Origin of the sequence: Streptomyces sp. CA-142005, assembly GCF_050942335.1 — a bacterium.
Lineage (GTDB): Bacteria > Actinomycetota > Actinomycetes > Streptomycetales > Streptomycetaceae > Streptomyces.
On the sequence record NZ_CP192078.1, the window covers coordinates 4,866,395 to 4,887,609 of the forward strand.

At 72.5% G+C, this 21,215-nt stretch carries 19 protein-coding genes; 5 read left to right on the forward strand and 14 right to left on the reverse strand.

Features of this window, described 5'->3' with window-relative positions; translation table 11 throughout:
* Positions 1–68: 68 nt before the first annotated feature.
* From ACQPXS_RS22820 to mshA, 3 genes are all read right to left on the reverse strand, one after another.
* Positions 69–1,733: a glycosyl hydrolase family 28-related protein gene (locus ACQPXS_RS22820; RefSeq protein WP_433451145.1), complete on the reverse strand. Its 1,665-nt coding sequence runs from the start codon at positions 1,731–1,733 to the stop codon at positions 69–71.
* 104 nt (positions 1,734–1,837) lie between these two features.
* Complete coding sequence (locus ACQPXS_RS22825; RefSeq protein ID WP_351805277.1) at positions 1,838–2,338, reverse strand: YbjN domain-containing protein; 501 nt, start codon at positions 2,336–2,338, stop codon at positions 1,838–1,840.
* A complete protein-coding gene (gene mshA / locus ACQPXS_RS22830) occupies positions 2,331–3,668 on the reverse strand; it encodes a D-inositol-3-phosphate glycosyltransferase (RefSeq protein ID WP_433451146.1) in 1,338 nt (445 codons plus the stop codon). Before mshA ends, ACQPXS_RS22825 begins: the two co-directional genes overlap by 8 nt.
* Positions 3,669–3,868: 200 nt before the next feature.
* On the opposite strand from mshA, the gene ACQPXS_RS22835 reads away from it, so the two are divergent.
* The 3 genes from ACQPXS_RS22835 to ACQPXS_RS22845 all read left to right on the forward strand — a co-directional run bounded on the left by ACQPXS_RS22835 (position 3,869) and on the right by ACQPXS_RS22845 (position 7,557).
* Entirely contained in the window at positions 3,869–4,681 is an 813-nt protein-coding gene (locus tag ACQPXS_RS22835; protein WP_351805273.1) for a class I SAM-dependent methyltransferase, read from the forward strand.
* 225 nt (positions 4,682–4,906) lie between these two features.
* Positions 4,907–5,974 carry an NlpC/P60 family protein gene (locus ACQPXS_RS22840; protein WP_433451147.1) on the forward strand — a complete coding sequence of 356 codons (1,068 nt, stop codon included), beginning with the start codon at positions 4,907–4,909 and terminating at the stop codon, positions 5,972–5,974.
* 281 nt (positions 5,975–6,255) lie between these two features.
* On the forward strand, positions 6,256–7,557 hold the full coding sequence (locus tag ACQPXS_RS22845) for a PP2C family protein-serine/threonine phosphatase (protein WP_365334367.1): 1,302 nt from the start codon (positions 6,256–6,258) through the stop codon (positions 7,555–7,557).
* Between the two features lie 110 nt (positions 7,558–7,667).
* Here ACQPXS_RS22845 and ACQPXS_RS22850 read toward each other — a convergent pair whose 3' ends face one another.
* The 3 genes from ACQPXS_RS22850 to ACQPXS_RS22860 form a co-directional block, all read right to left on the reverse strand.
* Positions 7,668–8,003 (reverse strand): DUF2516 family protein, encoded by a 336-nt coding sequence (locus tag ACQPXS_RS22850; RefSeq protein WP_390682302.1) that lies wholly within the window; start codon positions 8,001–8,003, stop codon positions 7,668–7,670.
* Positions 8,004–8,123: 120 nt separating this feature from the next.
* Positions 8,124–8,714 carry a hypothetical protein gene (locus ACQPXS_RS22855; protein ID WP_351805267.1) on the reverse strand — a complete coding sequence of 197 codons (591 nt, stop codon included), beginning with the start codon at positions 8,712–8,714 and terminating at the stop codon, positions 8,124–8,126.
* A 76-nt stretch (positions 8,715–8,790) separates the two neighbouring features.
* Positions 8,791–9,246: a helix-turn-helix domain-containing protein gene (locus tag ACQPXS_RS22860; protein WP_433451148.1), complete on the reverse strand. Its 456-nt coding sequence runs from the start codon at positions 9,244–9,246 to the stop codon at positions 8,791–8,793.
* Positions 9,247–9,387: 141 nt separating this feature from the next.
* On the opposite strand from ACQPXS_RS22860, the gene ACQPXS_RS22865 reads away from it, so the two are divergent.
* The gene (locus ACQPXS_RS22865) at positions 9,388–10,269 is read left to right on the forward strand and encodes a GNAT family N-acetyltransferase (protein ID WP_433451149.1); all 882 of its coding nucleotides are present in this window, start codon (positions 9,388–9,390) and stop codon (positions 10,267–10,269) included.
* Between the two features lie 36 nt (positions 10,270–10,305).
* On the opposite strand, the gene ACQPXS_RS22870 is transcribed toward ACQPXS_RS22865, so the two are convergent.
* Positions 10,306–11,172, reverse strand: coding sequence for an RNA polymerase sigma-70 factor (locus ACQPXS_RS22870; RefSeq protein WP_433451150.1), 867 nt, complete (start codon positions 11,170–11,172; stop codon positions 10,306–10,308).
* Entirely contained in the window at positions 11,169–11,735 is a 567-nt protein-coding gene (locus ACQPXS_RS22875) for a carboxymuconolactone decarboxylase family protein (protein WP_433451151.1), read from the reverse strand. The genes ACQPXS_RS22870 and ACQPXS_RS22875 overlap by 4 nt, the downstream gene beginning before the upstream one ends.
* Positions 11,736–11,919: 184 nt before the next feature.
* On the opposite strand from ACQPXS_RS22875, the gene ACQPXS_RS22880 reads away from it, so the two are divergent.
* Positions 11,920–14,289 carry an ATP-binding cassette domain-containing protein gene (locus ACQPXS_RS22880; RefSeq protein ID WP_433451152.1) on the forward strand — a complete coding sequence of 790 codons (2,370 nt, stop codon included), beginning with the start codon at positions 11,920–11,922 and terminating at the stop codon, positions 14,287–14,289.
* A 6-nt stretch (positions 14,290–14,295) separates the two neighbouring features.
* On the opposite strand, the gene ACQPXS_RS22885 is transcribed toward ACQPXS_RS22880, so the two are convergent.
* The 6 genes from ACQPXS_RS22885 to ACQPXS_RS22910 all read right to left on the reverse strand — a co-directional run bounded on the left by ACQPXS_RS22885 (position 14,296) and on the right by ACQPXS_RS22910 (position 21,171).
* Entirely contained in the window at positions 14,296–14,835 is a 540-nt protein-coding gene (locus tag ACQPXS_RS22885; protein WP_433451153.1) for a DUF6817 domain-containing protein, read from the reverse strand.
* Positions 14,836–14,998: 163 nt separating this feature from the next.
* Positions 14,999–15,475, reverse strand: coding sequence for an HAD domain-containing protein (locus ACQPXS_RS22890; protein ID WP_351805255.1), 477 nt, complete (start codon positions 15,473–15,475; stop codon positions 14,999–15,001).
* A gap of 12 nt (positions 15,476–15,487) precedes the next feature.
* A complete protein-coding gene (locus tag ACQPXS_RS22895; protein WP_433451154.1) occupies positions 15,488–16,111 on the reverse strand; it encodes an RraA family protein in 624 nt (207 codons plus the stop codon).
* Positions 16,112–16,170: 59 nt separating this feature from the next.
* On the reverse strand, positions 16,171–18,201 hold the full coding sequence (locus tag ACQPXS_RS22900; RefSeq protein ID WP_433451155.1) for a HelD family protein: 2,031 nt from the start codon (positions 18,199–18,201) through the stop codon (positions 16,171–16,173).
* Positions 18,202–18,252: 51 nt separating this feature from the next.
* Positions 18,253–18,867, reverse strand: a complete 615-nt coding sequence (locus ACQPXS_RS22905) for a TetR family transcriptional regulator (protein ID WP_433451156.1) — start codon at positions 18,865–18,867, stop codon at positions 18,253–18,255.
* Between the two features lie 9 nt (positions 18,868–18,876).
* A complete protein-coding gene (locus ACQPXS_RS22910) occupies positions 18,877–21,171 on the reverse strand; it encodes a phosphotransferase (protein ID WP_433451157.1) in 2,295 nt (764 codons plus the stop codon).
* Between the last annotated feature and the right edge of the window lie 44 nt (positions 21,172–21,215).

Below are 21,215 nucleotides of genomic sequence, written 5' to 3' on the forward strand. Positions count from 1 at the left end.
TTCGGGTCGCCGCAGGTTAACAGCACGTCTCCGAACGCCGGTTCGAGCCCCCACCGCGGTCTCTCCCTCTAGAAGTCCCGCTGCGCGTCGTACAGATTGCTCGGTCGTACGGCGTCCGTGGTGCCGTACAGCTCCAGGCGCGCGTGCAGATCGCCGGTGAAGTCGGGGACGTCGATCTGGTCGAACTCGGTGACCTCGTTGACGCCGACCGTCGCGGAGTAGGGCGCGAGTCCGTCGATCTTCATCAGGCCCGCGCGGCCGTTGGTGACCCTGATGTTCCAGTGGGTGAAGCGGGCGCCGAAGAGCGGGCCCGCGCTGACGTCTCCGCCGTGCCGGCCGTTGTTGTTCACCGTGATGTCCGTGCGGACGTCGGCGAAGGGCAGGCCGCGGTGGCTGTCGAAGGTGCCCATCTGCATCTCGCCGCGCGACCAGACGTTGTACGAGGACAGCCCTTCGACGTTGATGCCGTGGAGCTGGGTGTTCGGCGGGGCCGGGACCGTGCGCTGTTCGATGGTGAAGTCCTCGATCAGGTTGTCGTGGGAGCCCTCGCGGCAGAAGTACGGGTGGTGCGAGCCGCGGCCGGCGACCCGGGTGCGGCGCAGGGTGCAGGCGGAGGCGGCGACCAGGCCGAAGCCGTTGTCGACGTTCCTCACCGTGACGTCGTCCACCCAGCAGTCGTACGCACACTGCAAGGCCACGCCGTTGTAGCCCTTGTCGAGCAGGTGCGGGGACTGCGGGGTCTCGACCGCCTCCAGGGTCAGGCCCTCGACGCCGGACCCGGTCAGCTCGGTGACGTGCGTGGTCAGTTGCGGGTTCCACTCGGGGCGTACGTCGAGCGGGAGGGGGCGTTCGAGGGTGACCCGGCGGCCCCGGACGCGGGTGACGCGGACCGGCCACTCGTACGGGACGTACGACAGCAGCTTGGTCTTGTCGTCCCAGGAGTACGACGCCGGGCCCGGGCCGCCGCCCGCCATGTGCTGGAGCAGGGTGTGCGCGGGGTCGTCCGCGAGGCGGAGGAGGACGAGGCGGCCGGGGTGCAGCCCTTCCGGATCGGCGACGGTGATCGTCCACGAGCCCTGCCGGGCCGGCTCCACCGCCGTCAGCGGCGTCCACTCGTCCCGCTTGTTGCCGGTCCAGCCCTCGAAGGGCCAGGCGCGGGACCGGACGGCGGCGACGAGGGAGTCCCAACGGGCCCTCGGCGCCAGCCAGATGAGGCCGCCCGCCCAGGACCACGCCGACTTGTCGCCGCCGTAGCGGGAGCCGTAGACGCCGATCAGCTCGGTGAGGGACTTCGTCGCGAAGAGGGTGGTACGGCCGCTGCCGGCGCCGCGCAGGACGACGCCCGAGTCGCCGATGTGGATCAGGCCGTCGATGCGGAAGGTGCCGGGCGGGATGGTGACCGTGCCACCGCCGGCCCTTCCGGCGGCGGCGATGGCACGGTTGATCGCCGGGGCGCAGTCGGTGGTGCCGTCGGGTACGGCGCCGTACTCGGTGACGTCGGCGAAATGGCGGGGGCGGGGGAAGCGGGCGGCTCCGCCGCGGTGACCGGCGCGGCCGACGTAGGGAATCTGCGGGTGGGTGAAGGGAGACCGGCTGAACTCGCGCCAGACGTCCGGCACTTGCGCCTGTTCGGCGGCCGCCGCCTTGACCGTCGCCCCGATCGTGGTCGCGCCGAGCGCCACGGCCGTGGCGCCGGCCAGCAGGGTCCGTCTCGTGAGGTGCGTGCTGCTCATGTCCACCCGCCCCTTCATATTCAGGTATATGAATGACGTTCAGGATTGCGTCGGCCGTGAGCATGCCACTGCCACCGTCGGACAGGGAAGAGGTCGTACGGAAGTCAGTCCGCCGGGCGCTCGATCAGATGCCTGAACGCGTCCAGGTTGCGCGTGGACTCGCCCCGGGACACCCGCCAGGCGTACTCCTTGCGGATGGAGGAGGCGAAGCCCAGCTCCAGGAGGGTGTTGAAGGCGCCGTCGGCCGCCTCCAGGACCTGGCCGAGGAGGCGGTCGATCTCGTCGGGGGTGACCGAGGCGAGGGGCAGGCGGGCGGTGACGTAGACGTCGCCGAGGCGGTCGACGGCGTAACTCACGCCGTACAGCTTGAGGTTGCGCTCCAGCAGCCAGCGGTGGACGCCCGCCTCGTTCTCGTCGGGGTGGCGGACGACGAAGGCGTTGAGGGAGAGGGAGTGGCGGCCGACGAGGAAGGAGACCGTCGTGGAGAGCTTGCGGGTGCCGGGGAGCTTGACCACGTAGTTTCCGGGCTCGGGGCTCTCCCACTCCAGTTCGGCGTCCTTCAGGACACCTTCCAGGACCTGCCCGGCCTTCTCGACGTCACCCATGGTGGGAGCGTACGCGACGGCGGTGGGACTGGGTCGCGGCCGTGTAGACGTCCGCGGTCTCGGCGGCCGCCCGGTCCCAGCCGAAGGACTGCGCGTGCCGGGCGGCGGCCCGGCCCATGCTCGCCGGGAGGGACGGCTCGTCGACGAAACGGCGCAGCACGCGCGCGTAGTCGGCGGGACGGTGGCCGTGGACCAGGAAGCCGGTCTCGCCGTCGCACACGGCCACCGGAAGTCCGCCGACCGAGGCCGCGAGCACCGGCGTACCGGCCGCCTGCGCCTCTATGGCGACCAGCCCGAAGGATTCGCTGTAGGACGGCATGACCAGCACGGACGCGGCCCGGAACCAGTCCGCGAGCTGTTCCTGCCCGACCGGCGGGCGGAACCGTACGACGTCCGCGATGCCGAGCCGGGCGGCGAGCTTCTGCAGCCCCTCCGGTTTGGCGAGCCCGCTGCCGCTCGGGCCGCCGACGACCGGGACCAGGATGCGGGAGCGGAGCTCCGGGCGCTCGTCCAGCAGCACCGCCACCGCGCGCAGCAGCACGTCCGGGGCCTTGAGGGGCTGTATGCGGCCGGCGAAGAGCGGGATGAGGGCGTCCTGCGGGAGGCCGAGCCGGGCGCGGGCGGCGGCCCGGCCGTCGGCGGGGCGGAAGCGGTCGAGGTTGACGCCCGGGTGGACGACGGCGACCTTCGCGGGGTCGGCGCAGTAGTGCCGTACCAGCTCGTCGGCCTCCTCGGCCGTGTTGGCGATGAGGCGGTCGGCGGCGGCCACGATCTGGGTCTCGCCGATGACGCGGGCGGCGGGCTCGGGCGTGTCGCCGTCGGCCAGGTTGGCGTTCTTCACCTTGGCCATGGTGTGCATGGCGTGCACCAGGGGCACGCCCCAGCGCTGGGCGGCGAGCCAGCCGACGTGGCCGGAGAGCCAGTAGTGGGAGTGGACGAGGTCGTAGTAGCCGGGACGGTGACCGGCCCAGGCCTGCATCACACCGTGCGTGAAGGCGCACAGCTGGGCCGGCAGGTCCTCCTTGGCCAGGCCCTCGTAGGGTCCGGCGTCGACGTGCCGGACGAGGACGCCGGGCGCCAGCTCGACCGTGGGCGGCAGTCCGCCGGCCGTGGCCCGGGTGAAGATCTCGACCTCGATGTTGAGGGCGGCGAGCCGCTGGGCCAGCTCCACGATGTAGACGTTCATGCCGCCGGCGTCGCCGGTGCCGGGCTGGTGGAGCGGGGAGGTGTGGACGGAGAGCATGGCGACGCGGCGGGGCCTGCGGTGCAGTCGTAGCCGTGACGCGGCCGACGGGGAGCGTCGCCCGAGCCTGCTGACGTACTGGCTCACCTGGCGGTCCTCTCCTTGCTGCGGGCATGCCGGACGGAGGACCGACCTCGTCCTCCAAGGAGGTGCAACAGAGGCGGGGGCCGGGCCATTTCCCGATCAAGCAGCTTTACCCAATCATTACCCTTGATCGAGCAACCGTTCGATGCGGTGCCGGCCCGACGGTCGTTTTCCGGGGCGCGCCCCCGCTTACCCTCGTAGTCATGAAAGCCCGCGCAGCCGCCCGCCCCGTGGGAACGGTGACGCGCGGGACGACGAACCCCAACCGGCTCCGCCGCATGGACCGCTGGATAGCCGCGACCCACGGCACCGAACTGCGCCGCGCCGAGACACCCCTGGCCATCGACCTCGGTTACGGCGCCGCGCCCTGGACCGCCGTGGAGCTGCTCGGCCGGCTGCGGACCACCGCCCCCCGCACGCACGTGGTGGGCATCGAGATCGAACCCGCGCGGGTCGCGGCGGCGAAGGCGTACGAGCGGCAGGGTCTGACCTTCCGGCACGGCGGATTCGAGGTACCCGTGCCCGGGCGGCCGATGCTCATCCGGGCCGCCAACGTGCTGCGCCAGTACGACGAGGCCGAAGTCGCCGCCGTCTGGCAGCGGCTGTGCGCGCGGCTCGCCCCGGCCGGCGGCGGCTCGCGCGGCGGGCTGCTGGTGGAGGGCACGTGCGACGAGATCGGGCGTCGGCACGTGTGGGTGGCGCTCGGCCCGGAGGGCCCGCGCAGCGTCACCTTCGCCACCCGGCTGGGCTCGCTGGAGCGGCCCTCCGACCTCGCCGAGCGGCTGCCGAAGGCCCTCATCCACCGCAACGTCCCCGGCGAGCCGGTGCACGCCTTCCTGCGCGACTTCGACCGGGCCTGGGCCGCCGCCGCGCCCTTCGCCTCCTACGGCGCCCGGCAGCGCTGGCTGCGCGCGGTACGGGACCTGACGGCCGACTGGCCGGTGACGGACGGCCCGGCGCGCTGGCGGCAGGGTGAAGTGACGGTGGCGTGGGGGGCCTTGGCGCCCCGGGGCTGAGATCGCCCGTTCGGCGAGGCCGGACGTGCCCCAGCCGGGATCACCCGTTCGGGAAAGCCGGAACGGAACGATCTCCGTGCGCCGTTCGTCACACCGGCGGGGAGATCGTCATAGCGGCGCGAACTCGGGGGAAAACCTACCTCTGTCGTTTTGTGTCGTGACGTGACACCATCCCCGGAGCATCGTAAGTTACTGACGGTAAATCAGCTTTGGGGAGCATGTGTGATGGGCTGGGGCAAGCGCAGCATCCTCTCGGCCGCCGTGACGGTGGTCTGCGCGGTGACCGTGCTGGCAGCGCCCGGCACGGCCTTCGCCACCCCGGCACCCACGCCGAGCACGTCCCCGACTCCCCCGCCGAGCAAGGACCTCGAACAGGTCCGCGAGAAGCTCGACAAGCTCTACCACGACGCCGCCGTCGCCACCGACGCCTACAACGCGGCCGAGGAGAAGGCGAAGCAGCAGTCCGCCCAGATCGTCGCGCTGGCCAGGAAGATCGACGAGGGACAGCAGAGGCTCGCGAAGCTCAAGGACCAGGCGGGCGCGGCCGCCCGCGCCCAGTACCGCACCGGCGGCATCCCGCCCACCGCCCAGTTCCTGCTCAGCGACGACCCGGGACAGGTCCTGGACGGGGCCGGGCTGGTGCTCCAGGGCCAGCGGGCGACGAAGTCGCTGATGAGCGAACTGACCAGCACCCAGGACCAGTTGCGGGCGTACGCCGACGACGCCGCCGCGCAGTGGACGCAGCTGGACGGCGAGCGCAAGGCCAAGGCCACCGCCAAGAAGAGGATCGAGCGGCAGATCGCCGCCGCCGAGAAGCTCGAGTCCGAGCTGGAGAAGAAGGACAGGGAGCGGCTCGCCAGGCTGGAGGCCGAGGCCGCGCTGAAGGCGCAGACGGACTGGCTGGACACCGGCATACTCAAGAAGATCCACGGCAAGGCGTCCGCGGAGGGCGAGAAGGCGATCGCGTTCGCCACGGCCCAGCTCGGCAAGCCCTATGTGTGGGGCGCCGAGGGCCCGAAGTCCTACGACTGCTCCGGCCTGACCTCCCAGGCCTGGGCGTCGGCCGGCCACCCCATCCCGCGCACCTCGCAGGAGCAGTGGAAGCAGCTCAAGCACGTCGCCGTCAAGGACATGCGCCCCGGGGACCTCATCATCTACTTCGACGACGCCAGCCACGTGGCCATCTACGTCGGCGACGGCGCGATCATCCAGGCCCCGCGCCCCGGGCGGACGGTGACGGTCGCGGGCGCCGGCTCGATGCCGATCCTGGGGGTCGTACGACCGGACGCGTGAGCCAGGTCATCTCCGGCCATGCCCCAGTGATGTGCACCATGTGACCCACTCCACCACCAACCCCCGTTCAAACCCGGGCCGGACGTGAGCTTCGTCATTCCCCGTGCCGGGGTACCGTGTCCAACTGTCGTACGGAAAGCGGCATATGACAGCGGCCTGCGCGGGAGCGACGCGGCTCACACCATTCCATCGGGGTGGGAGCACCCGCTATGGTCCCCGTCGGTGGCTTCGAGACCCTCGACGCCGCCGTGCCCTCGGGGGGAGGGAAGGAACCCAGGACGATGCCCGTACCCGTACCGCGGCAGAGAGCGATCCCGGCCGTGGAGAGTGGTCAGGCGCAGGCCGCCTCCGCAGTCGGCGGCCCCCTCAAGGAAGAGGCCCACCGCGACGCGATGCCCACGAACGGCACCGGCGCCACTCTCACCCTGCTGCTGATCGAGGACGATCCGGCCGGTTCGCCGATCGTGCCCGACCTGCTGGACTCGGCCGGCAAGCCGATCCGTGTGCGTACCGCCCGGAACCTCACCGAGGCCGAGCGGCTGCTCACCGACGACGTCCACTGCATCCTGCTGGACCTGGCCCTGTCGGCGCCGGGCGGCAGCGACACCGACGACGAGCTGGCCGTGCTCAAGCACGTGCTCCGGCTCGCGCCCCGGCATGCCGTGCTCGCGCTGACCGCCTCCGGCGACGCCGAGCGCGGTGCCGAGGCCGTGCGCGTGGGTGCGCAGGACTACCTCTTCCGGGACGAGCTGGACGGCCGGCTGCTCAGCCGTGCCATCCGGTACGCGGTGGAGCGGAAACGTTCCGACACGGCCGAGCGGCGGCTGGCCGAGGGCCGGCTGCGCGCGCAGGAGAACCGCCGTCTGGAGCGCGGGCTGCTGCCCACGCCCCTGCTGGAGGGCTCCTCGCTGCGCTTCGCCGCCCGCTACCGCCCCGGCCGCTCCCGCGCGCTGCTCGGCGGTGACTTCTACGACGCCGTCCGCACCCCCGACGGCACCGTGCACGCCATGATCGGCGACGTCTGCGGCCACGGCCCGGACGAGGCCGCGCTCGGTGTGGAGCTGCGCATCGCCTGGCGGGCGCTGACGCTGGCGGGCCTGTGCGGCGACGAACTGCTCGGCACGCTGCAGCAGGTGCTGGAGCACGAGCGGGCCGACGAGGAGATCTTCGCGACCCTGTGCACGGTGGACATCGCTCCCGACGGCCGCCGCGCGGGCCTGTGCCTGGCCGGCCACCCGGCCCCGCTGCTCGCCCGCCCCGGCCGGCAGGCCCGCCTGCTGCCCTACGACAACAACGGCCCCGCCCTCGGCCTGCTGCCCGGCGCCCGCTGGCCGCGGATGCAGGTGGAGCTGGGTTCCGAGTGGAGCCTGATGCTCTACACCGACGGCCTGATCGAGGGCCGCGTCGGCGAGGGCGGCGAGCGACTCGGTCAGGACGGGATGGTGTCGATGATCCGCCGCCAGCTCTCCGAGGGTTTGCGGGGGGAGGCGTTGCTGCGGGCGGCGGTCAGTGAGGTGCGGGAGCTCAATGGTGGGGAGCTGACCGATGACGTGGCCGTGGTGCTGTTGGATCGGGCGCCGTAGTAGTCGGGGTCTCGCCGTAGGGGTCCCTCGCCGTCGCCGGGTGCGGGTGCGTTGTGGCTTGTCGCGCAGTTCCCCGCGCCCCTTGGGTCAGTATCCGCGCCCGGAATCGGCTAGCGGCCGCCGTTCCACGGCCCGTAAGGGCCGTCGCTGCTGCTTCCCCTGCGGCGGCGGAAGCCCTTGCCGCCGGAGACCTGCTGCAGGGCGGGGCGTACGTCCACGAAGAAGACGATCGTGGCGACCAGGCCCGCGAGCTGCAGGAACAGCATGGGCACGAAGAGGTTCACGGCGACCGCGATGCCGAGGATGATCAGCCAGAAGCCCTTGTTCTGCTTGCTCGCGGCGCGGTACGCGTCCTCGCGGAAGATCGCCGCCATCACGAACGCCACGATGGCGAGCGCCAGCATGGCGGTGAAGATCAGCCACATCACTCCGCCGACTGCCGTCATCAGCACAATGCCCACCACCCGAGTCGAGTCGTCCGTACAGCCACCGTACCCGTACAACGGGCCGGACACCCCCAAGGTGCCCGGCCCGCTGTCATCTCGGCGTGATCCCGCCGCTGCCGGTCACTTGGCCGGCGGCGTCGTCTTCTTCGCTGTGGTGGTCTTGCGGGGGGCCGGTGCCTTCTTCGCCACCGGCTTGCTCTCCTCGGCGGGCTCGGCCACGGCCGGCTGCGGCTCGTCCCGGGCCTCGGCCGGCTCGGGCTTGCCCTCGACGGCGATCGCGAAGTCCTCGATCTCCTCGGCGGCCTCGCCGCGCCAGCTCTTCACGGCCTGCTCGCCGTGCTCGGCGACCTTCTCGTAGGTCTCGCGGGCCTTGACGGCGTACTCGGCGGCGACGCCGACACCGCGCAGGGCGAGGTCCTGGGCCTGCTCACCGAGCTTCTTCAGGTCGACGTCGAGGGTGCCGAAGAACTCGTTGACCTTGGTCTGGAGGGTCTCCTGCGCCTCCTTGGCCCGGGCGGCGGCCTTCTCCTGCACGGCCTTCGGGTCGGTGTTGCGTACGGCCTCGATACGGGCCGGCGCCTCGGCGCGCAGCTGCTCGACCAGGGCGGGCACCTTCTTGGCCTGCTGGAAGGCGAGGTCGGCGGTGCCGGCGGCGAAGTAGAGCGGGGTCGGGTCGCTGAGGGTCTTGCGCAGGTCGTCGGTGATGGCCATCGTGATCTGGTCCTCCCGGATTCGCGTTCGGCTGAGGTTGGTGTGGTCCGCGGTGGGAGCCGGCGCCCTGGTCCGGTTATCCGGCCGTCCGCCGCGGGCCTGCATCGGCATCGTGTCGGTCGGTGGCGCCGTCGGGGTCTGCTTCCCGAGCGCCGCCCTCGTCGCCGGCGGGCTCGCCGATCCCGAATCCGTTCTCTTTCCGGAAGGACTCGTAGATCTGGAGCAGCACCTGCTTCTGCCGCTCGTTGAGCGAGGGATCGGCGAGGATGACCGCCCTGGTCTCCACTTCATCCCGGTCCCGCTCGGCGTCGAGGATTCCGGCGCGGACGTACAGCGTCTCGGCGGAGATGCGCAGGGCCTTGGCGACCTGCTGGAGCACCTCCGCGCTGGGCTTGCGCAGCCCGCGCTCGATCTGGCTCAGGTAGGGATTGGACACCCCGGCGGCGTCGGCGAGTTGCCGCAGCGACAGCTGAGCGTTCCGCCGCTGCTCGCGCAGGTACTCACCGAGATTGCCGACGTTGAGCGATGCCATGCCTCCACCTTGCCCCACCACCGCTAACAATTGCAAGCACCCGCTTGCAAAAGTCTGTCGGGGGAAGGGAGGTCCCTGGACTGCGTTCTCGCTCTGGCCGAAAACCGTTGGGCGCCTCAACTGCTTCGGGAACCATGAAGCATGCGACCGGATGGCTGGTACCTCACCGACGACGTCGACGGCTTTCTCGTCCGGGCCGGGGACTTTCTGCGCTCTCGGCCCGGGGCGCACGTCATGCAGCTGAGCTGGGCCGAGAGGGTGCGAGCGCGCGGGGCGGAGGCGTTCGGTGCCGAAGCCGCCGTTTTCGGCGTGCTGGAGCGAGCGGGCAAGGTCGAGGCCACCTTCTACCGCCTTCCGCCGCGTGGTTTCGGCCTCTCCCCGCTCACGCCCGAGCAGGCCGACTCCCTCGCCGCCCGCCTGGCCGCCCTCGGGCACTCCGTCCCCTCCGTCAGCGCCGACCACGTGACGGCCGGCGCTTTCGCCGAGGCCTGGCAGCGGCGCACCGGCGCGACGCCGGAACTCCGCGATACGCGGCTCCGTCTGTACCGCCTGGGCACGCTCACCCCGCCGGAGCCGATGCCGGCGGGCCGGGGCCGCGTCCTGGGCGAGCAGGACCTCGAGCACGCCATGTTCTGGTGCGGCGAGTTCGCCAAGGCCGTCGGGGAAGACGTCTGCATCGACGCCGGCACATGGGCCGGCACCCGCTTCGCCGACAAGCGCTACACGCTCTGGGAGACCCCGGACGGCACCCCCGTCTCCGTCGCGGGCCTGAACCCGCTGATCGGCGGCCAGATCCAGGTGGACGTCGTCTACACCCCGGCCCACCTCCGCGGCCGCGGCTACGCGGGTGCCGTGACGGCGGAGGTGAGCCGGGCCGCGCTGGCCGCGGGCGCCAGGGACGTCGTCCTGTTCGCCGACCTGTCCAACCCCACCAGCAACGCCCTCTACCAGCGCCTCGGCTATCGCACGCTCACCGACTGGGCGGTGTACGACTTCACGAGCGCCGGACCCGAAACCGGTTGAGAACGACGACGGGGGATCGCGCCGGACAGCGGACGGCTACCGGGCGAGTTCGGCCGGCTCGTTCAGGCGGGTCAGCTTGTGCGGGTTGCGGACCACGTGGATCCGGGTGATCCGGCCGTCCTCCACCGTGACGCTCACCGCGCTCGGCTCGCCGTCGAGGTCGATACGGCCGGCCGGGGCGCCGTTGAGCCACACCGCCGTCGTCTCCAGGCTCTCCACCCGCCGGTGTGCGCGCGCGAGCAGGTCCGCGACCACGCCGGCCCCGTGGAACGGCCGTACGGCGGCGGCCACCACCCCGCCCCCGTCGGTGATCATGACCACGTCCGGCGCCAGGATCTCCAGCAGCTCCCCCAGCCGCCCGGTGCGCAGTGCGGCCAGGAAACGTTCCACCACCGCCTGCTGCTCGGAGCGGCTCACCCGCACGCGCGGCCGCCGGGCCGCCACGTGCTCGCGGGCGCGGCGCGCGATCTGCCGCACCGTGGCCGCCGTCTTCCCGACCGCCTCGCCGATCTCCCCGTACGGCAGCTCGAAGACCTCGCGCAGCACGAACACCGCGCGCTCGGTCGGCCCGAGGGTTTCCAGGACCGTCAGCATCGCGATCGACACGCTCTCCGCGAGCTCGACGTCCTCGGCGACGTCGGGGCTGGTCAGCAGCGGTTCCGGCAGCCACTCGCCGACGTACTCCTCGCGGCTGCGGGACAGGGCGCGCAGCCGGTTGAGCGCCTGCCGGGTAACGATCCGGACCAGGTAGGCCCGCGGCTCACGCACGTCGGCCTGCTCGACGCCGGCCCACCGCAGCCAGGACTCCTGCAGCACGTCCTCCGCGTCGGCCGCCGAGCCGAGCATCTCGTAGGCGACCGTGAAGAGCAGGCTGCGGTGGGTGACGAAGGGATCCTCGGTCATGAAGCCGGCTGCTCCACACGCGCGGCCAGGGGAATCTCGCAGGCGTCCGAGAGGCCCTGGGACCTGACTCCGAGCGCCGTGTTGTTCCTGGTCGCGAAGTTGGCGAAGGCGATCGACGCGGTGATCTCGATCAGCGCCGCCGCGCCGAGCCGGTCGAGCAGACGCGCGGACAGCTCGTCGGTCACGGTCGGCGGCGTGGCCGACATCGCCTCGGCGTACTCCATCACGTCGCGCTCCAACGGGGTGAAGACGTCCGACTCCCGCCAGCGCGGCACCTGGCTGGCCTTGGTCAGGTCCAGCTTCTTGTTCTGCGCCTGGAAGTAGTTGACGTCGAGGCACCAGCTGCAGCCGACCAGCGCGGCCACCGCCATGTGCGCGAACGACTTCAGGTTCTCGTCGGCCACGTCCCAGGCGTTCACCCGGGCCCCCATCTCCTGGCCCGCCTCGGCGACCTTGGGGTTGTGCCACGTGGCCTGCAGGGGTTCGGGCACGGTGCCGAACTGCTCGATCAGGACTTCGGTGATCTCGGGGCCGAGCTCGGCCTTCGGGACGCGGAGCGTCATGGTGTCCTCCTCATGCGACGCGGTACGACTCGTGTGCCGACCGGTCGTACGACTCGTGTGGCGACCGGTTCGCCATGAAGACACCACCGGGCTGCCGGGTGTGACATCGGGCTCGCCGGGCCGCCGGGACGGTCGTCAGGATCGAAGAAGCGCCGGGCGGTCCGGTCCCGCTACCGTGACCGCCATGGACGACGCCACCGCACCGCACGCAGCCGACAGCCACGACCTGATCCGTGTGCACGGCGCCCGGGAGAACAACCTCAAGGACGTCAGCGTGGAGCTCCCCAAGCGCCGGCTGACCGTGTTCACCGGTGTGTCCGGCTCCGGCAAGAGCTCGCTGGTCTTCGACACGATCGCCGCGGAGTCGCAGCGGCTGATCAACGAGACGTACAGCGCGTTCGTGCAGGGCTTCATGCCGACGCTCGCGCGCCCCGAGGTCGACGTCCTCGACGGGCTCACCACGGCGATCATCGTCGACCAGCAGCGGATGGGCGCCGACCCCCGCTCCACCGTCGGCACCGCCACCGACGCCAACGCCATGCTGCGCATCCTGTTCAGCCGGCTCGGCAAGCCGCACATCGGCTCGCCCAAGGCGTACTCCTTCAACGTGGCCTCCATCAGCGGTGCCGGCGCGGTGACCGTGGAGCGCGGCGGACAGCAGGTGAAGGAGCGGCGCAGCTTCAGCATCACCGGCGGCATGTGCCCGCGCTGCGAGGGCCGGGGCACGGTCACCGACCTCGACCTCACCCAGCTCTTCGACGACTCCCTGTCCCTCAACGAGGGCGCGCTGACCGTCCCCGGCTACAAGACCGGCGGCTGGAACTACCGCCTCTACACCGAGTCCGGCCTGTACGACCCGGACAAGCCCATCCGCAAGTTCACCAAGCGGGAGCTGCACGACTTCCTGTACAAGGAACCGACCCGGATGAAGATCGCGGGCATCAACATGACCTACGAGGGTCTGATCCCGCGGATCCAGAAGTCGATGCTCGCCAAGGACAAGGAGGGCATGCAGCCGCACATCCGGGCGTTCGTGGAGCGCGCGGTCACCTTCACCGTCTGCCCCGAGTGCGAGGGCACCCGGCTCACCGCGGCGGCCCGCTCCTCGAAGATCGACGGCGTGAGCATCGCCGACGCCTGCGCGATGCAGATCAGCGACCTGGCCGAGTGGGTACGGGGGCTGGACCAGCCGACGGTGGCACCGCTCCTGGCCTCCCTGCGGCACACCCTCGACTCGTTCGTGGAGATCGGCCTCGGCTATCTCTCGCTCGACCGGCCCGCGGGCACGCTGTCGGGCGGCGAGGCCCAGCGCGTGAAGATGATCCGCCACCTCGGCTCGTCCCTGACGGACGTGACGTACGTCTTCGACGAACCCACCATCGGCCTGCACCCGCACGACATCCAGCGGATGAACGAACTGCTGCTGCGGCTGCGCGACAAGGGCAACACCGTGCTGGTCGTGGAGCACAAGCCGGAGGCGATCGCGATCGCCGACCATGTCGTCGACCTCGGCCCCGGCGCCGGTACGGCGGGCGGCACCGTCTGCTTCGAGGGCACCGTGGAGGGCCTGCGGGCCAGCGGCACGCTGACCGGCCGTCACCTGGACGACCGGGCGGCGGTCAAGGACACCGTGCGCAAGCCGACGGGGGCGTTGGAGATCAGGGGCGCGACGACGCACAACCTGCGGAACGTGGACGTCGACATCCCGCTGGGCGTCCTCTGCGTCGTCACCGGGGTGGCCGGCTCCGGCAAGAGCTCGCTGGTGCACGGGTCGATGCCGTCGGGCGCGGACGTCGTGTCCGTCGACCAGACCCCGATCCGCGGCTCGCGCCGCAGCAACCCGGCGACCTACACCGGGCTGCTGGAGCCGATCCGCAAGGCGTTCGCCAAGGCCAACGGCGTGAAGCCGGCGCTGTTCAGCGCCAACTCCGAGGGCGCCTGCCCCACCTGCAACGGCGCCGGCGTCGTCTACACCGACCTGGCGATGATGGCCGGTGTCGCCACGACGTGCGAGGAGTGCGAGGGCAAACGCTTCCAGGCCTCGGTGCTGGAGTACACCTTCGGCGGGCGGGACATCGCGGAGGTTCTGGCGATGTCGGTGACCGAGGCGGAGGAGTTCTTCGCCACGGGCGAGGCGCGCACACCGTCGGCGCACAAGATCCTGGAGCGCATGTCCGACGTGGGCCTCGGCTACCTCACCCTCGGCCAGCCGCTCACCACCCTCTCCGGCGGTGAACGCCAGCGCCTGAAGCTGGCCACGCACATGGCCGACAAGGGCGGGATCTACGTCCTCGACGAGCCGACGACGGGCCTCCACCTGGCCGACGTGGAACAGCTCCTCGCCCTCCTGGACCGCCTGGTCGACTCCGGCAAGTCGGTGATCGTCGTGGAACACCACCAGGCGGTCATGGCCCATGCCGACTGGATCGTCGACCTCGGGCCCGGTGCCGGCCACGACGGCGGCCGCGTGGTCTTCGAGGGCACCCCGGCGGAGCTGGTGAAGACCCGTTCCACCCTCACCGGCGAGCACTTGGCGGACTACGTCGGCGCGTGAGCCGGGTCAGCCGGCCAGCACCGTCTCGCACGCCGACCATGCCGACGGGCTCAGCAGGGGCCGGACGCGGGTGAAGAGAGCGAGGAGGTCCGGCCCCCAGCGGCCGCGGAAGGCGGGGTCCCGGCGGGCCAGGTCGAGTTCGTTGGCGGCGGTCAGCTCGGCGAAGTCCCGGCGCGGGCCGGCCCCGGGGACATGGGCGCGACCGGTGAACCGGTCCTGGAAGAGCCCGTCGTCCTCGGCCAGCGCCGGATAGGTGGCCGCGCGGTCACAGGAGCCGTACAGGTACACGAGGGCCTCGGCCTCGGCACCGATGACGGCCGCCAGTTCGGCCCGTCGGCCGGGCGGCAGCAGGGGCTCGGGAAAGCCGTCGGTGCCGTAGCAGGCGTGGCACAGGCCGGCGAGCCGCAGGGCCGGGCGGGCGCCCCACTCGGCGAGCTGTCGCTCCACGCGCCGAAGATGCGCGAGGAGGGTGCCGCCCGGATGCGCGAGGTCGGCGGCTCCCAGGTCGCGCAGGAACGCGACCGCGGTGGCCGGGGAATCCGGCACGGCTCTCCTCCGTCCGTCGGCCCGAAGGGCATCGCCCTGCCGATCATCCGGCGGCCGGCACGAGCCGGTCAATCCTCGGTTTTCCTCCTCCGGTCCAAGCCTTGGCTTCACCCGCTCCCCGACCTGGGGGACTCGCCGAGTGCAGCGACTCCGTGCCCCGGGTTCAGCAACCGATCCCCGCCAGCCACTCCCCCACCGCCTGGAAGTCCGCCTCCGTCAGGCCGTGCCGGTGGTCCACCCGGTGCAGCAGGGCCGGTCCGGGGTGGTGGACGGCGGTCCAGGCGCGGTCGGGGGCGGTGATCTCGTCGTCCAGCCAGACGAAGGGGCGGCCCGCCGCCCAGGCGACCAGGGGCCGGGTCTTCCAGTGCAGCCGGCCGGGGGGCTCGGGCGCGTCCGGCCACTGGACGACCGGGAGCGGCGGCAGGCCCAGCCAGGGCGCCAGGCAGCCGTTGGCCTCGTCCATCCAGGTCGTGGCCCACACCAGCTCGCAGCCCAGCCCGGCCAGCCGGTGGCCCAGCGCCGGATCGACCCGGTTGAGCAGCGGGTGTTCACCGACGGCGGCAGAGGGGCCGTCGTACAGCTGGTAGGGGCCCGCCCCGAAGGGGATGAGCGGGCCGTCGACGTCGAGGAAGAGCAGCATCACCGTCCAGGATCAGTCCTGGAAGCCCTGCGCGGCGAGGATTTCGTCGATCCGCTCCCGGTGAGCCTTCTCCCAGTCGTCCAGGGTCTCCTCGGACTCCTTGGCGAGCTTGGCCCGCGCGGCCCGCAGGACCTCCTCCGCTCGGGATGCCGGCACGGCGACCACGCCCTCCTCGTCCGCCACGATCACGTCCCCGGACTCGACCGGTACGCCCCCGCAGCGCACGGGCCGGTTCAGCGGCCGTACCGCCTTCTTGGCGCCGGGGATGGGGACGACGCCGCGGGCGAAGACGGGGAAGGCCAGCTCCCGGACCTCGCCCAGGTCGCGGATCAGGCCGTCGGCGACGAACGCGGCCACGCCGCGGCGCCGGGCCACCGCGCACACGTTGCCGCCGGCCAGCGCGTAGTCGAGGTCGCCGGACTCGACGACGACGACCGAGCCGGGCGCGGCGCGGTGGATGGCCGCGTGCAGCATGAGGTTGTCGCCGGGCGGGCAGCTGACGGTGAACGCCGGTCCGGCCACCCGCGGGACCGGCTGCCACAGCGGCCGTATGCCGATGTCCATGACCTGTGCGCGGCCGAGGAGGTCGGCGAGGGTCGTGGTGGGCACTTCGCTGAACGCTGCTGTCTGGGTCATGGCTCGCACGCTATCCCCGTCGGAACACGCCGTCCGCTGTTCGGATTTCAGTCGGAAGCTCAGAAGGGGAGCGGACGGGCGTGGACCACGTCCAGGCGGGAGACCGCCCTCGTCAGCACGACGTACAGGCGATGCGCGCCGCGCTCCTCCGCCTCCGCCACCGCCGCCGGTTCCACGGCCACCACATGGTCGTACTCCAGGCCCTTGACCATGCTCGCGGGGACCAGGGTCACGCGGGCGCCGAGCTCGTCCGGGCCGGCCGGGTCCAGGCCCGCCGCCGTGAGGGCCGCCCGTACGGCGTCCACGTCCACGTCGGCCGCCACGACGCCCACCGAGCCCTCGTGGGCCAACGCCTCGCGTACCGCGGTCACGGTCGTGCCCGGCACGTCGTCGGTCGGACGCAGCCTCACCTCCCCGTCCGCGCGGAGGGATTCGGCCGGGGGCACCGACACGTCCAGGCGGGGCAGCAGGCGGTTGGCCAGGTCCACGACGGCCGCCGGCACGCGGAAACCGGTGGTCAGCGGGACCACGGCCGCGTCCGGCCGGCCGAGGTGGCGCAGCTGGACGGACCAGTCGCGGGCGGCCCACGCGGTGGTGCCCTGGGCGAGGTCGCCGAGGACGGTCAGCGAGCCGAAGGCCGCGCGGCGGGCGATCGCCCGGCACTCCATGGGCGAGAGGTCCTGCGCCTCGTCGACGACGATGTGGCCGTAGCCCTCCGGATGCTCGATCAGCCCGGAGAGCTCGTCCAGCAGGACCAGGTCGGCGGCCGACCAGCGGGCCGACTTGTACGAGCGCGGCGGGCGCGGCCACACCAGCGCCGCCTGCTCCTCCGGGTCCAGCAGCCCGTCGGCGACCCGCGCCAACTCCGCCGGGTCGGTGAGGAGTCGGGCCAGCACCTCCTCGGGGCGGACCTTCGGCCAGACCAGGTCGAGGTGCTCGGTGAGCGGCCGGGCCCTTTCGATGCGGCGCACCCAGGAGGCGGGCAGGACCCCGGCGCGCCGCTCGGCCCGCTCGCGCAGCCGCCGTACCACCCGGGTGCGCACCCGTTCGCGGCCGATGGCGTACGGCGGCTCCTCGGTGCGCACGGCCTCGACGATGGCGGCCAGTTCACCGGCGGGCACCCGCCACCGGCTGGAGCCGTCCTTCACGGCGAGGTCGGTCACGCCGTCGGTGGTGACGCGCCCGTACAGCGCCCGGCGCAGCACCTCGGCCATCCGGGGGTCGTGCTTGAGCGCCGCCGTGCCCGCCGGGTCGGTGCCGGTGACCGGGTGCCGGGCGATCTCCTCCAGGAGCGTCGACTGGCCCACGCCGGTCTCGCCGAGCGAGGGCAGCACCTCGGCGATGTAGTGCAGGAAGGTGCGGTTGGGGCCGAGGATCAGCAGTCCGGCGCGCTGCAGCCGCTTGGGGTGGGTGTAGAGCAGGTACGCCGCCCGGTGCAGGCCCACCGCCGTCTTGCCGGTGCCGGGCGCGCCCTGGACGCACACCGAGTCGGCGAGGGCGGCGCGGACCAGGTCGTCCTGTTCGGGCTGGATGGTGGCGGCGATGTCCCGCATGGGTCCGACGCGCGGCCGTTCGATCTCGCGGGCCACGATGTCGCTGGTCCGGGACTCGCCCTGGCCGAGGTGCTCGTCCTCCAGGCCGGTGAGGTCGGCGGCCTCGCCCCGGCTGCCCGGCGCCCAGCCGAACCGGCGCCGTACCTCGACGCCTCGCGGGTCGCGGGCGCTCGCCTGGTAGAAGGCGCGGGAGACGGGGGCCCGCCAGTCGACCACGAGGGGCGGGGCGGCCGGGTCCTCGGTGATCCGCAGCCGGCCGACGTGGTAGTGCTGCCCGCCGTGCCCGGGGTCGCCGTCGGCGAAGTCCAGGCGGCCGAAGAACAGCGGGCCGGGCGGCAGTTCGCGCAGCGCCTTGGCCTGGCTGCGCAGGCGGTGGCCGAGGACCTCGGCGTCGGCTCCGGAGGCGGAGACGTCCTCGCCGATGACGACCTGTTCGGCGGCGCCCTCGACCATGGCGGCGAGGGCGGCACGGCAGGTGTCGTGGTAGGCGCGCTCGGTGTGCAGGGTGTCCGTGAGGGCGGGGTCGAGTGACGTCATGGCGACCAGCGTACCGCCATAGCGTTACCGAGTTACATTTTTAACCGAGTCTCACTGCCCATGTCTCAGCTCCGGCAGCCCCTCCCCGAGCCGCCGGAACGCCCGCTCGGCCGCACGTACCGCGTCCGGCGCCACCTCCTCGATCCGCTCCCCGGCCGCGATCCGCCGCCAGTTCTCCTGGGCGAGGATGCGCTGCACGGCGATGATCTGCCCGGCGGCCAGCCGTGCGTCCAGCCCGCCCCCGAGCGCCTCGGCGAGCGCCGCCTCCGACCGCTCCAGATGGGAGTGCGCCCGCGCCACCAGGGCCGGGGTGCCGTAGAGCAGGGTGTGGAAGGCGAGCACCTGGGGGTGGTCGTTCAGCCCGGTGACCGGGTCGCGCCGCTCGAGACCGGCGAGGAAGTGCCGGCGCAGCGCGTCCACCGGATCGGGCGCGCCGGCGACCACCCGCGCGGCCTCCGTCTCGTGGTCCGCGATCCGGTGCAGGACCAGGTCCTCCTTGGCCGGGAAGTACCGGAAGAGGGTCGGCTTGGAGATCCCGGCCGCCGCCGCGACCTCGGCCACGGACACCGCGTCGAAGCCCCGCTCCAGGAACAGCCGTACGGCGATGTCCGACACGTCCTGGTACATCCGCTGCCGCTTGCGCTCACGCAGGCCCATCTCACCCATGGGGCGAGCCTACGCAGCGCCGCCCGGGCGGGTGGGCCAGGCCAGGGCGCGGGTGAGGTAGGGGTTGGTCCGGCGCCGCGACGACAGCCCCAGCGAGGCGGTGGCCGCCGCCAGGGTCATCGCGTACGAGTCCACCGCACGGCGGACGTTGGGGGCGTCCAGGCTCGCGCCGGTGACCAGGCGGTCGAGGTCGACGTAGGCGGAACGGACGATCTCGATCCACCGGTACACCCGCCAGTCCTCCTGCCAGTTCCTGGTGAACCGGTCCGGCAGCCGGCTCTCCCAGCGGCGGAACATGCGGTCGCGGATCTCCGGCCGGGTCGGGGTGAGGTGCATGTGCCGGACCAGCTCGTACAGCGGGTCGCCGACCACCGCCAGCTCCCAGTCGATGAGGGTCAGCGCGAGATCGTCACCGCGGCGCACCAGGTTCCAGGGGTTGAGGTCGCCGTGCAGCAGGGCGGCGGCCCGGTCGGTGACCTGGTGCCGGGCGAGGATCTCGCGCAGCCGGGCCGCGTCGGGCAGGCCCAGGAAGCGGGCCAGCTGCTGCGACTCCTTGGGCAGCCGCGCCACCAGCGCCACCAGCTGGTCGCTGAGCCAGGCGTAGAAGCCGGGCCGGCCGGCGAGCGGGTCGACCAGGGTGTAGTCGACCTCGGTCAGCGCGGCCAGCTGGTCGACCAGGCGGTCCGCCTCGTGCGGGAGCAGCCCGTGCACCGGGTGCTCGGGCCGCCGTCCGACGTCGGGCGGCCCCTCGTAGGTGTGGATGGCGAACAGGTCCCCGGAGTAGGTCCGGATGGCGGACAGGCTCTTCGAGTGGCTCTCCCCCAGCGCCAGCACCCGGGGCGCGGCCACCGCCGCCCCGGACCGCTCGATGGCCTGGAGCACGGCGTGCTCGCTGAGGAAACTGCGCTCGCGCCGGGTGACGTCCGCGACCTTGCGGCGGACGACGACCGGGAACGGCGTGCCGGGGACCTGGAGCACCGTGTTGAGGTGCACGGTGCCCTTGAACACCCGGTGGGCCGGGGCCGCACCCTCCAGGACGAGGGCGTCGGCGACCGCGGAGTGCGGGAAGTCGGGGTGCGCCGGCACCCGCCGGTCCGGCTTCCAGTCGATCGCCCGGGCGACCGGACCCCGCCACGGCCCGCCCCCGGCCGGCGCCGCCGCTCCCGTGACCGCCGTGGTACCGGGCCGTACGGACGCCGCACGCCAGCGGAACAGGATCCGCTCGATCTCCTCCCGACCCGGCACCCGGCCCAGCCGCAGCGGTTCCGCCGCCGCCTGCACGGCCTGGTGCACCCATGCCGTCGCCTCGTCCAGGCTCTTCTGGTCGAAGGACTCCTCCAGCGACTTCGCGGCACGCATCACATCGGGGTACACCGACTGCGCCCGTTCGAAGGCCACGTAGTGCCGCAGGTCGCGGGTCACCCCGTTGACCGCGGCCGGCCGCACCCCGCCCATGGCGCGCGCCCACGCCTCGATCACCTCGCCCCACTGGTGGTCCGGATACTGCATCCGGACCAGGTGGACGGCGAGGTCGTGCAGGGGATCGCCGTAGGTGGCCAGTTCCCAGTCGACCCAGATCAGGGGCGGATCACCGCCGTACGACATGATCACGTTGTCGCGGTGCAGGTCGGCGTGGAGCAGTCCGTAGGGGCGGCGGGACATGGCGGGGACCCGTTCGGCCAGCCGGACCAGGGCGTCCTCGGGGATGCCGAGCGCGGCGAACAGGCCGCCGAAACGGGCCCAGTTGGGCTTGCGGATCTGCAGGTCGGCCAGCCGGGCCAGGGTCTGCAGGAAGCCCTGGCTGTCGGTGTGGTTGCGGGGCCACAACGGCGACAGGGGCGGCAGCGCGGGGCCCCGCACCTGGGCCGCCTGGGCGAGCAGGTCCGCCAGGGCCCCGACCAGCAGGCGGTCGACCGGTTTGCCGGCCCGGCAGACGCTGGAGAGCGGCACGCCTTCCACATAGCTGTGGATGGCGAAGCCGTCGCCCTCGACCAGGCACTCGGGCACGTTGGGCAGCACGCCCTTGACGGCCCGCAGGATCCCCGCCTCGCTGCGCCAGGTCCGGATCACCACGGGCAGGGCGTCGGCGCGCGGCAGCCGCACGGTCACCAGGGTGCCCGGCTTCCGGCCCAGTTGCCGGGCCATGGCATCCGTCAGCGGCACCACGTGGTTGTCGTTGTGGAAACCGCCGCTGGTGCGCCCCCGCGCGGCGGCAGCCGCCACGAACGCCAGACACACGGGATCGGTCCGGGACCGGCCGGCACGCGCCCCGGCGGTGTCGCGGGGGACGGGTGGTGCGCCCACTGGCCGCTCCGGGTTTCGATCGCGCTGCGCTGGAGGGGGACGAG

Bases quoted from the DNA above. Each gene is read 5' to 3' on its own strand.
- ACQPXS_RS22820 (WP_433451145.1), bottom strand. From the start codon at position 1,733: ATGAGCAGCACGCACCTCACGAGACGGACCCTGCTGGCCGGCGCCACG.
- ACQPXS_RS22825 (WP_351805277.1), bottom strand. From the start codon at position 2,338: ATGGGTGACGTCGAGAAGGCCGGGCAGGTCCTGGAAGGTGTCCTGAAG.
- ACQPXS_RS22835 (WP_351805273.1), top strand. From the start codon at position 3,869: ATGAAAGCCCGCGCAGCCGCCCGCCCCGTGGGAACGGTGACGCGCGGG.
- ACQPXS_RS22840 (WP_433451147.1), top strand. From the start codon at position 4,907: ATGGGCTGGGGCAAGCGCAGCATCCTCTCGGCCGCCGTGACGGTGGTC.
- ACQPXS_RS22845 (WP_365334367.1), top strand. From the start codon at position 6,256: ATGCCCGTACCCGTACCGCGGCAGAGAGCGATCCCGGCCGTGGAGAGT.
- ACQPXS_RS22850 (WP_390682302.1), bottom strand. From the start codon at position 8,003: ATGACGGCAGTCGGCGGAGTGATGTGGCTGATCTTCACCGCCATGCTG.
- ACQPXS_RS22855 (WP_351805267.1), bottom strand. From the start codon at position 8,714: ATGGCCATCACCGACGACCTGCGCAAGACCCTCAGCGACCCGACCCCG.
- ACQPXS_RS22860 (WP_433451148.1), bottom strand. From the start codon at position 9,246: ATGGCATCGCTCAACGTCGGCAATCTCGGTGAGTACCTGCGCGAGCAG.
- ACQPXS_RS22865 (WP_433451149.1), top strand. From the start codon at position 9,388: ATGCGACCGGATGGCTGGTACCTCACCGACGACGTCGACGGCTTTCTC.
- ACQPXS_RS22870 (WP_433451150.1), bottom strand. From the start codon at position 11,172: ATGACCGAGGATCCCTTCGTCACCCACCGCAGCCTGCTCTTCACGGTC.
- ACQPXS_RS22875 (WP_433451151.1), bottom strand. From the start codon at position 11,735: ATGACGCTCCGCGTCCCGAAGGCCGAGCTCGGCCCCGAGATCACCGAA.
- ACQPXS_RS22880 (WP_433451152.1), top strand. From the start codon at position 11,920: ATGGACGACGCCACCGCACCGCACGCAGCCGACAGCCACGACCTGATC.
- ACQPXS_RS22890 (WP_351805255.1), bottom strand. From the start codon at position 15,475: ATGCTGCTCTTCCTCGACGTCGACGGCCCGCTCATCCCCTTCGGGGCG.
- ACQPXS_RS22895 (WP_433451154.1), bottom strand. From the start codon at position 16,111: ATGACCCAGACAGCAGCGTTCAGCGAAGTGCCCACCACGACCCTCGCC.
- ACQPXS_RS22900 (WP_433451155.1), bottom strand. From the start codon at position 18,201: ATGACGTCACTCGACCCCGCCCTCACGGACACCCTGCACACCGAGCGC.
- ACQPXS_RS22905 (WP_433451156.1), bottom strand. From the start codon at position 18,867: ATGGGTGAGATGGGCCTGCGTGAGCGCAAGCGGCAGCGGATGTACCAG.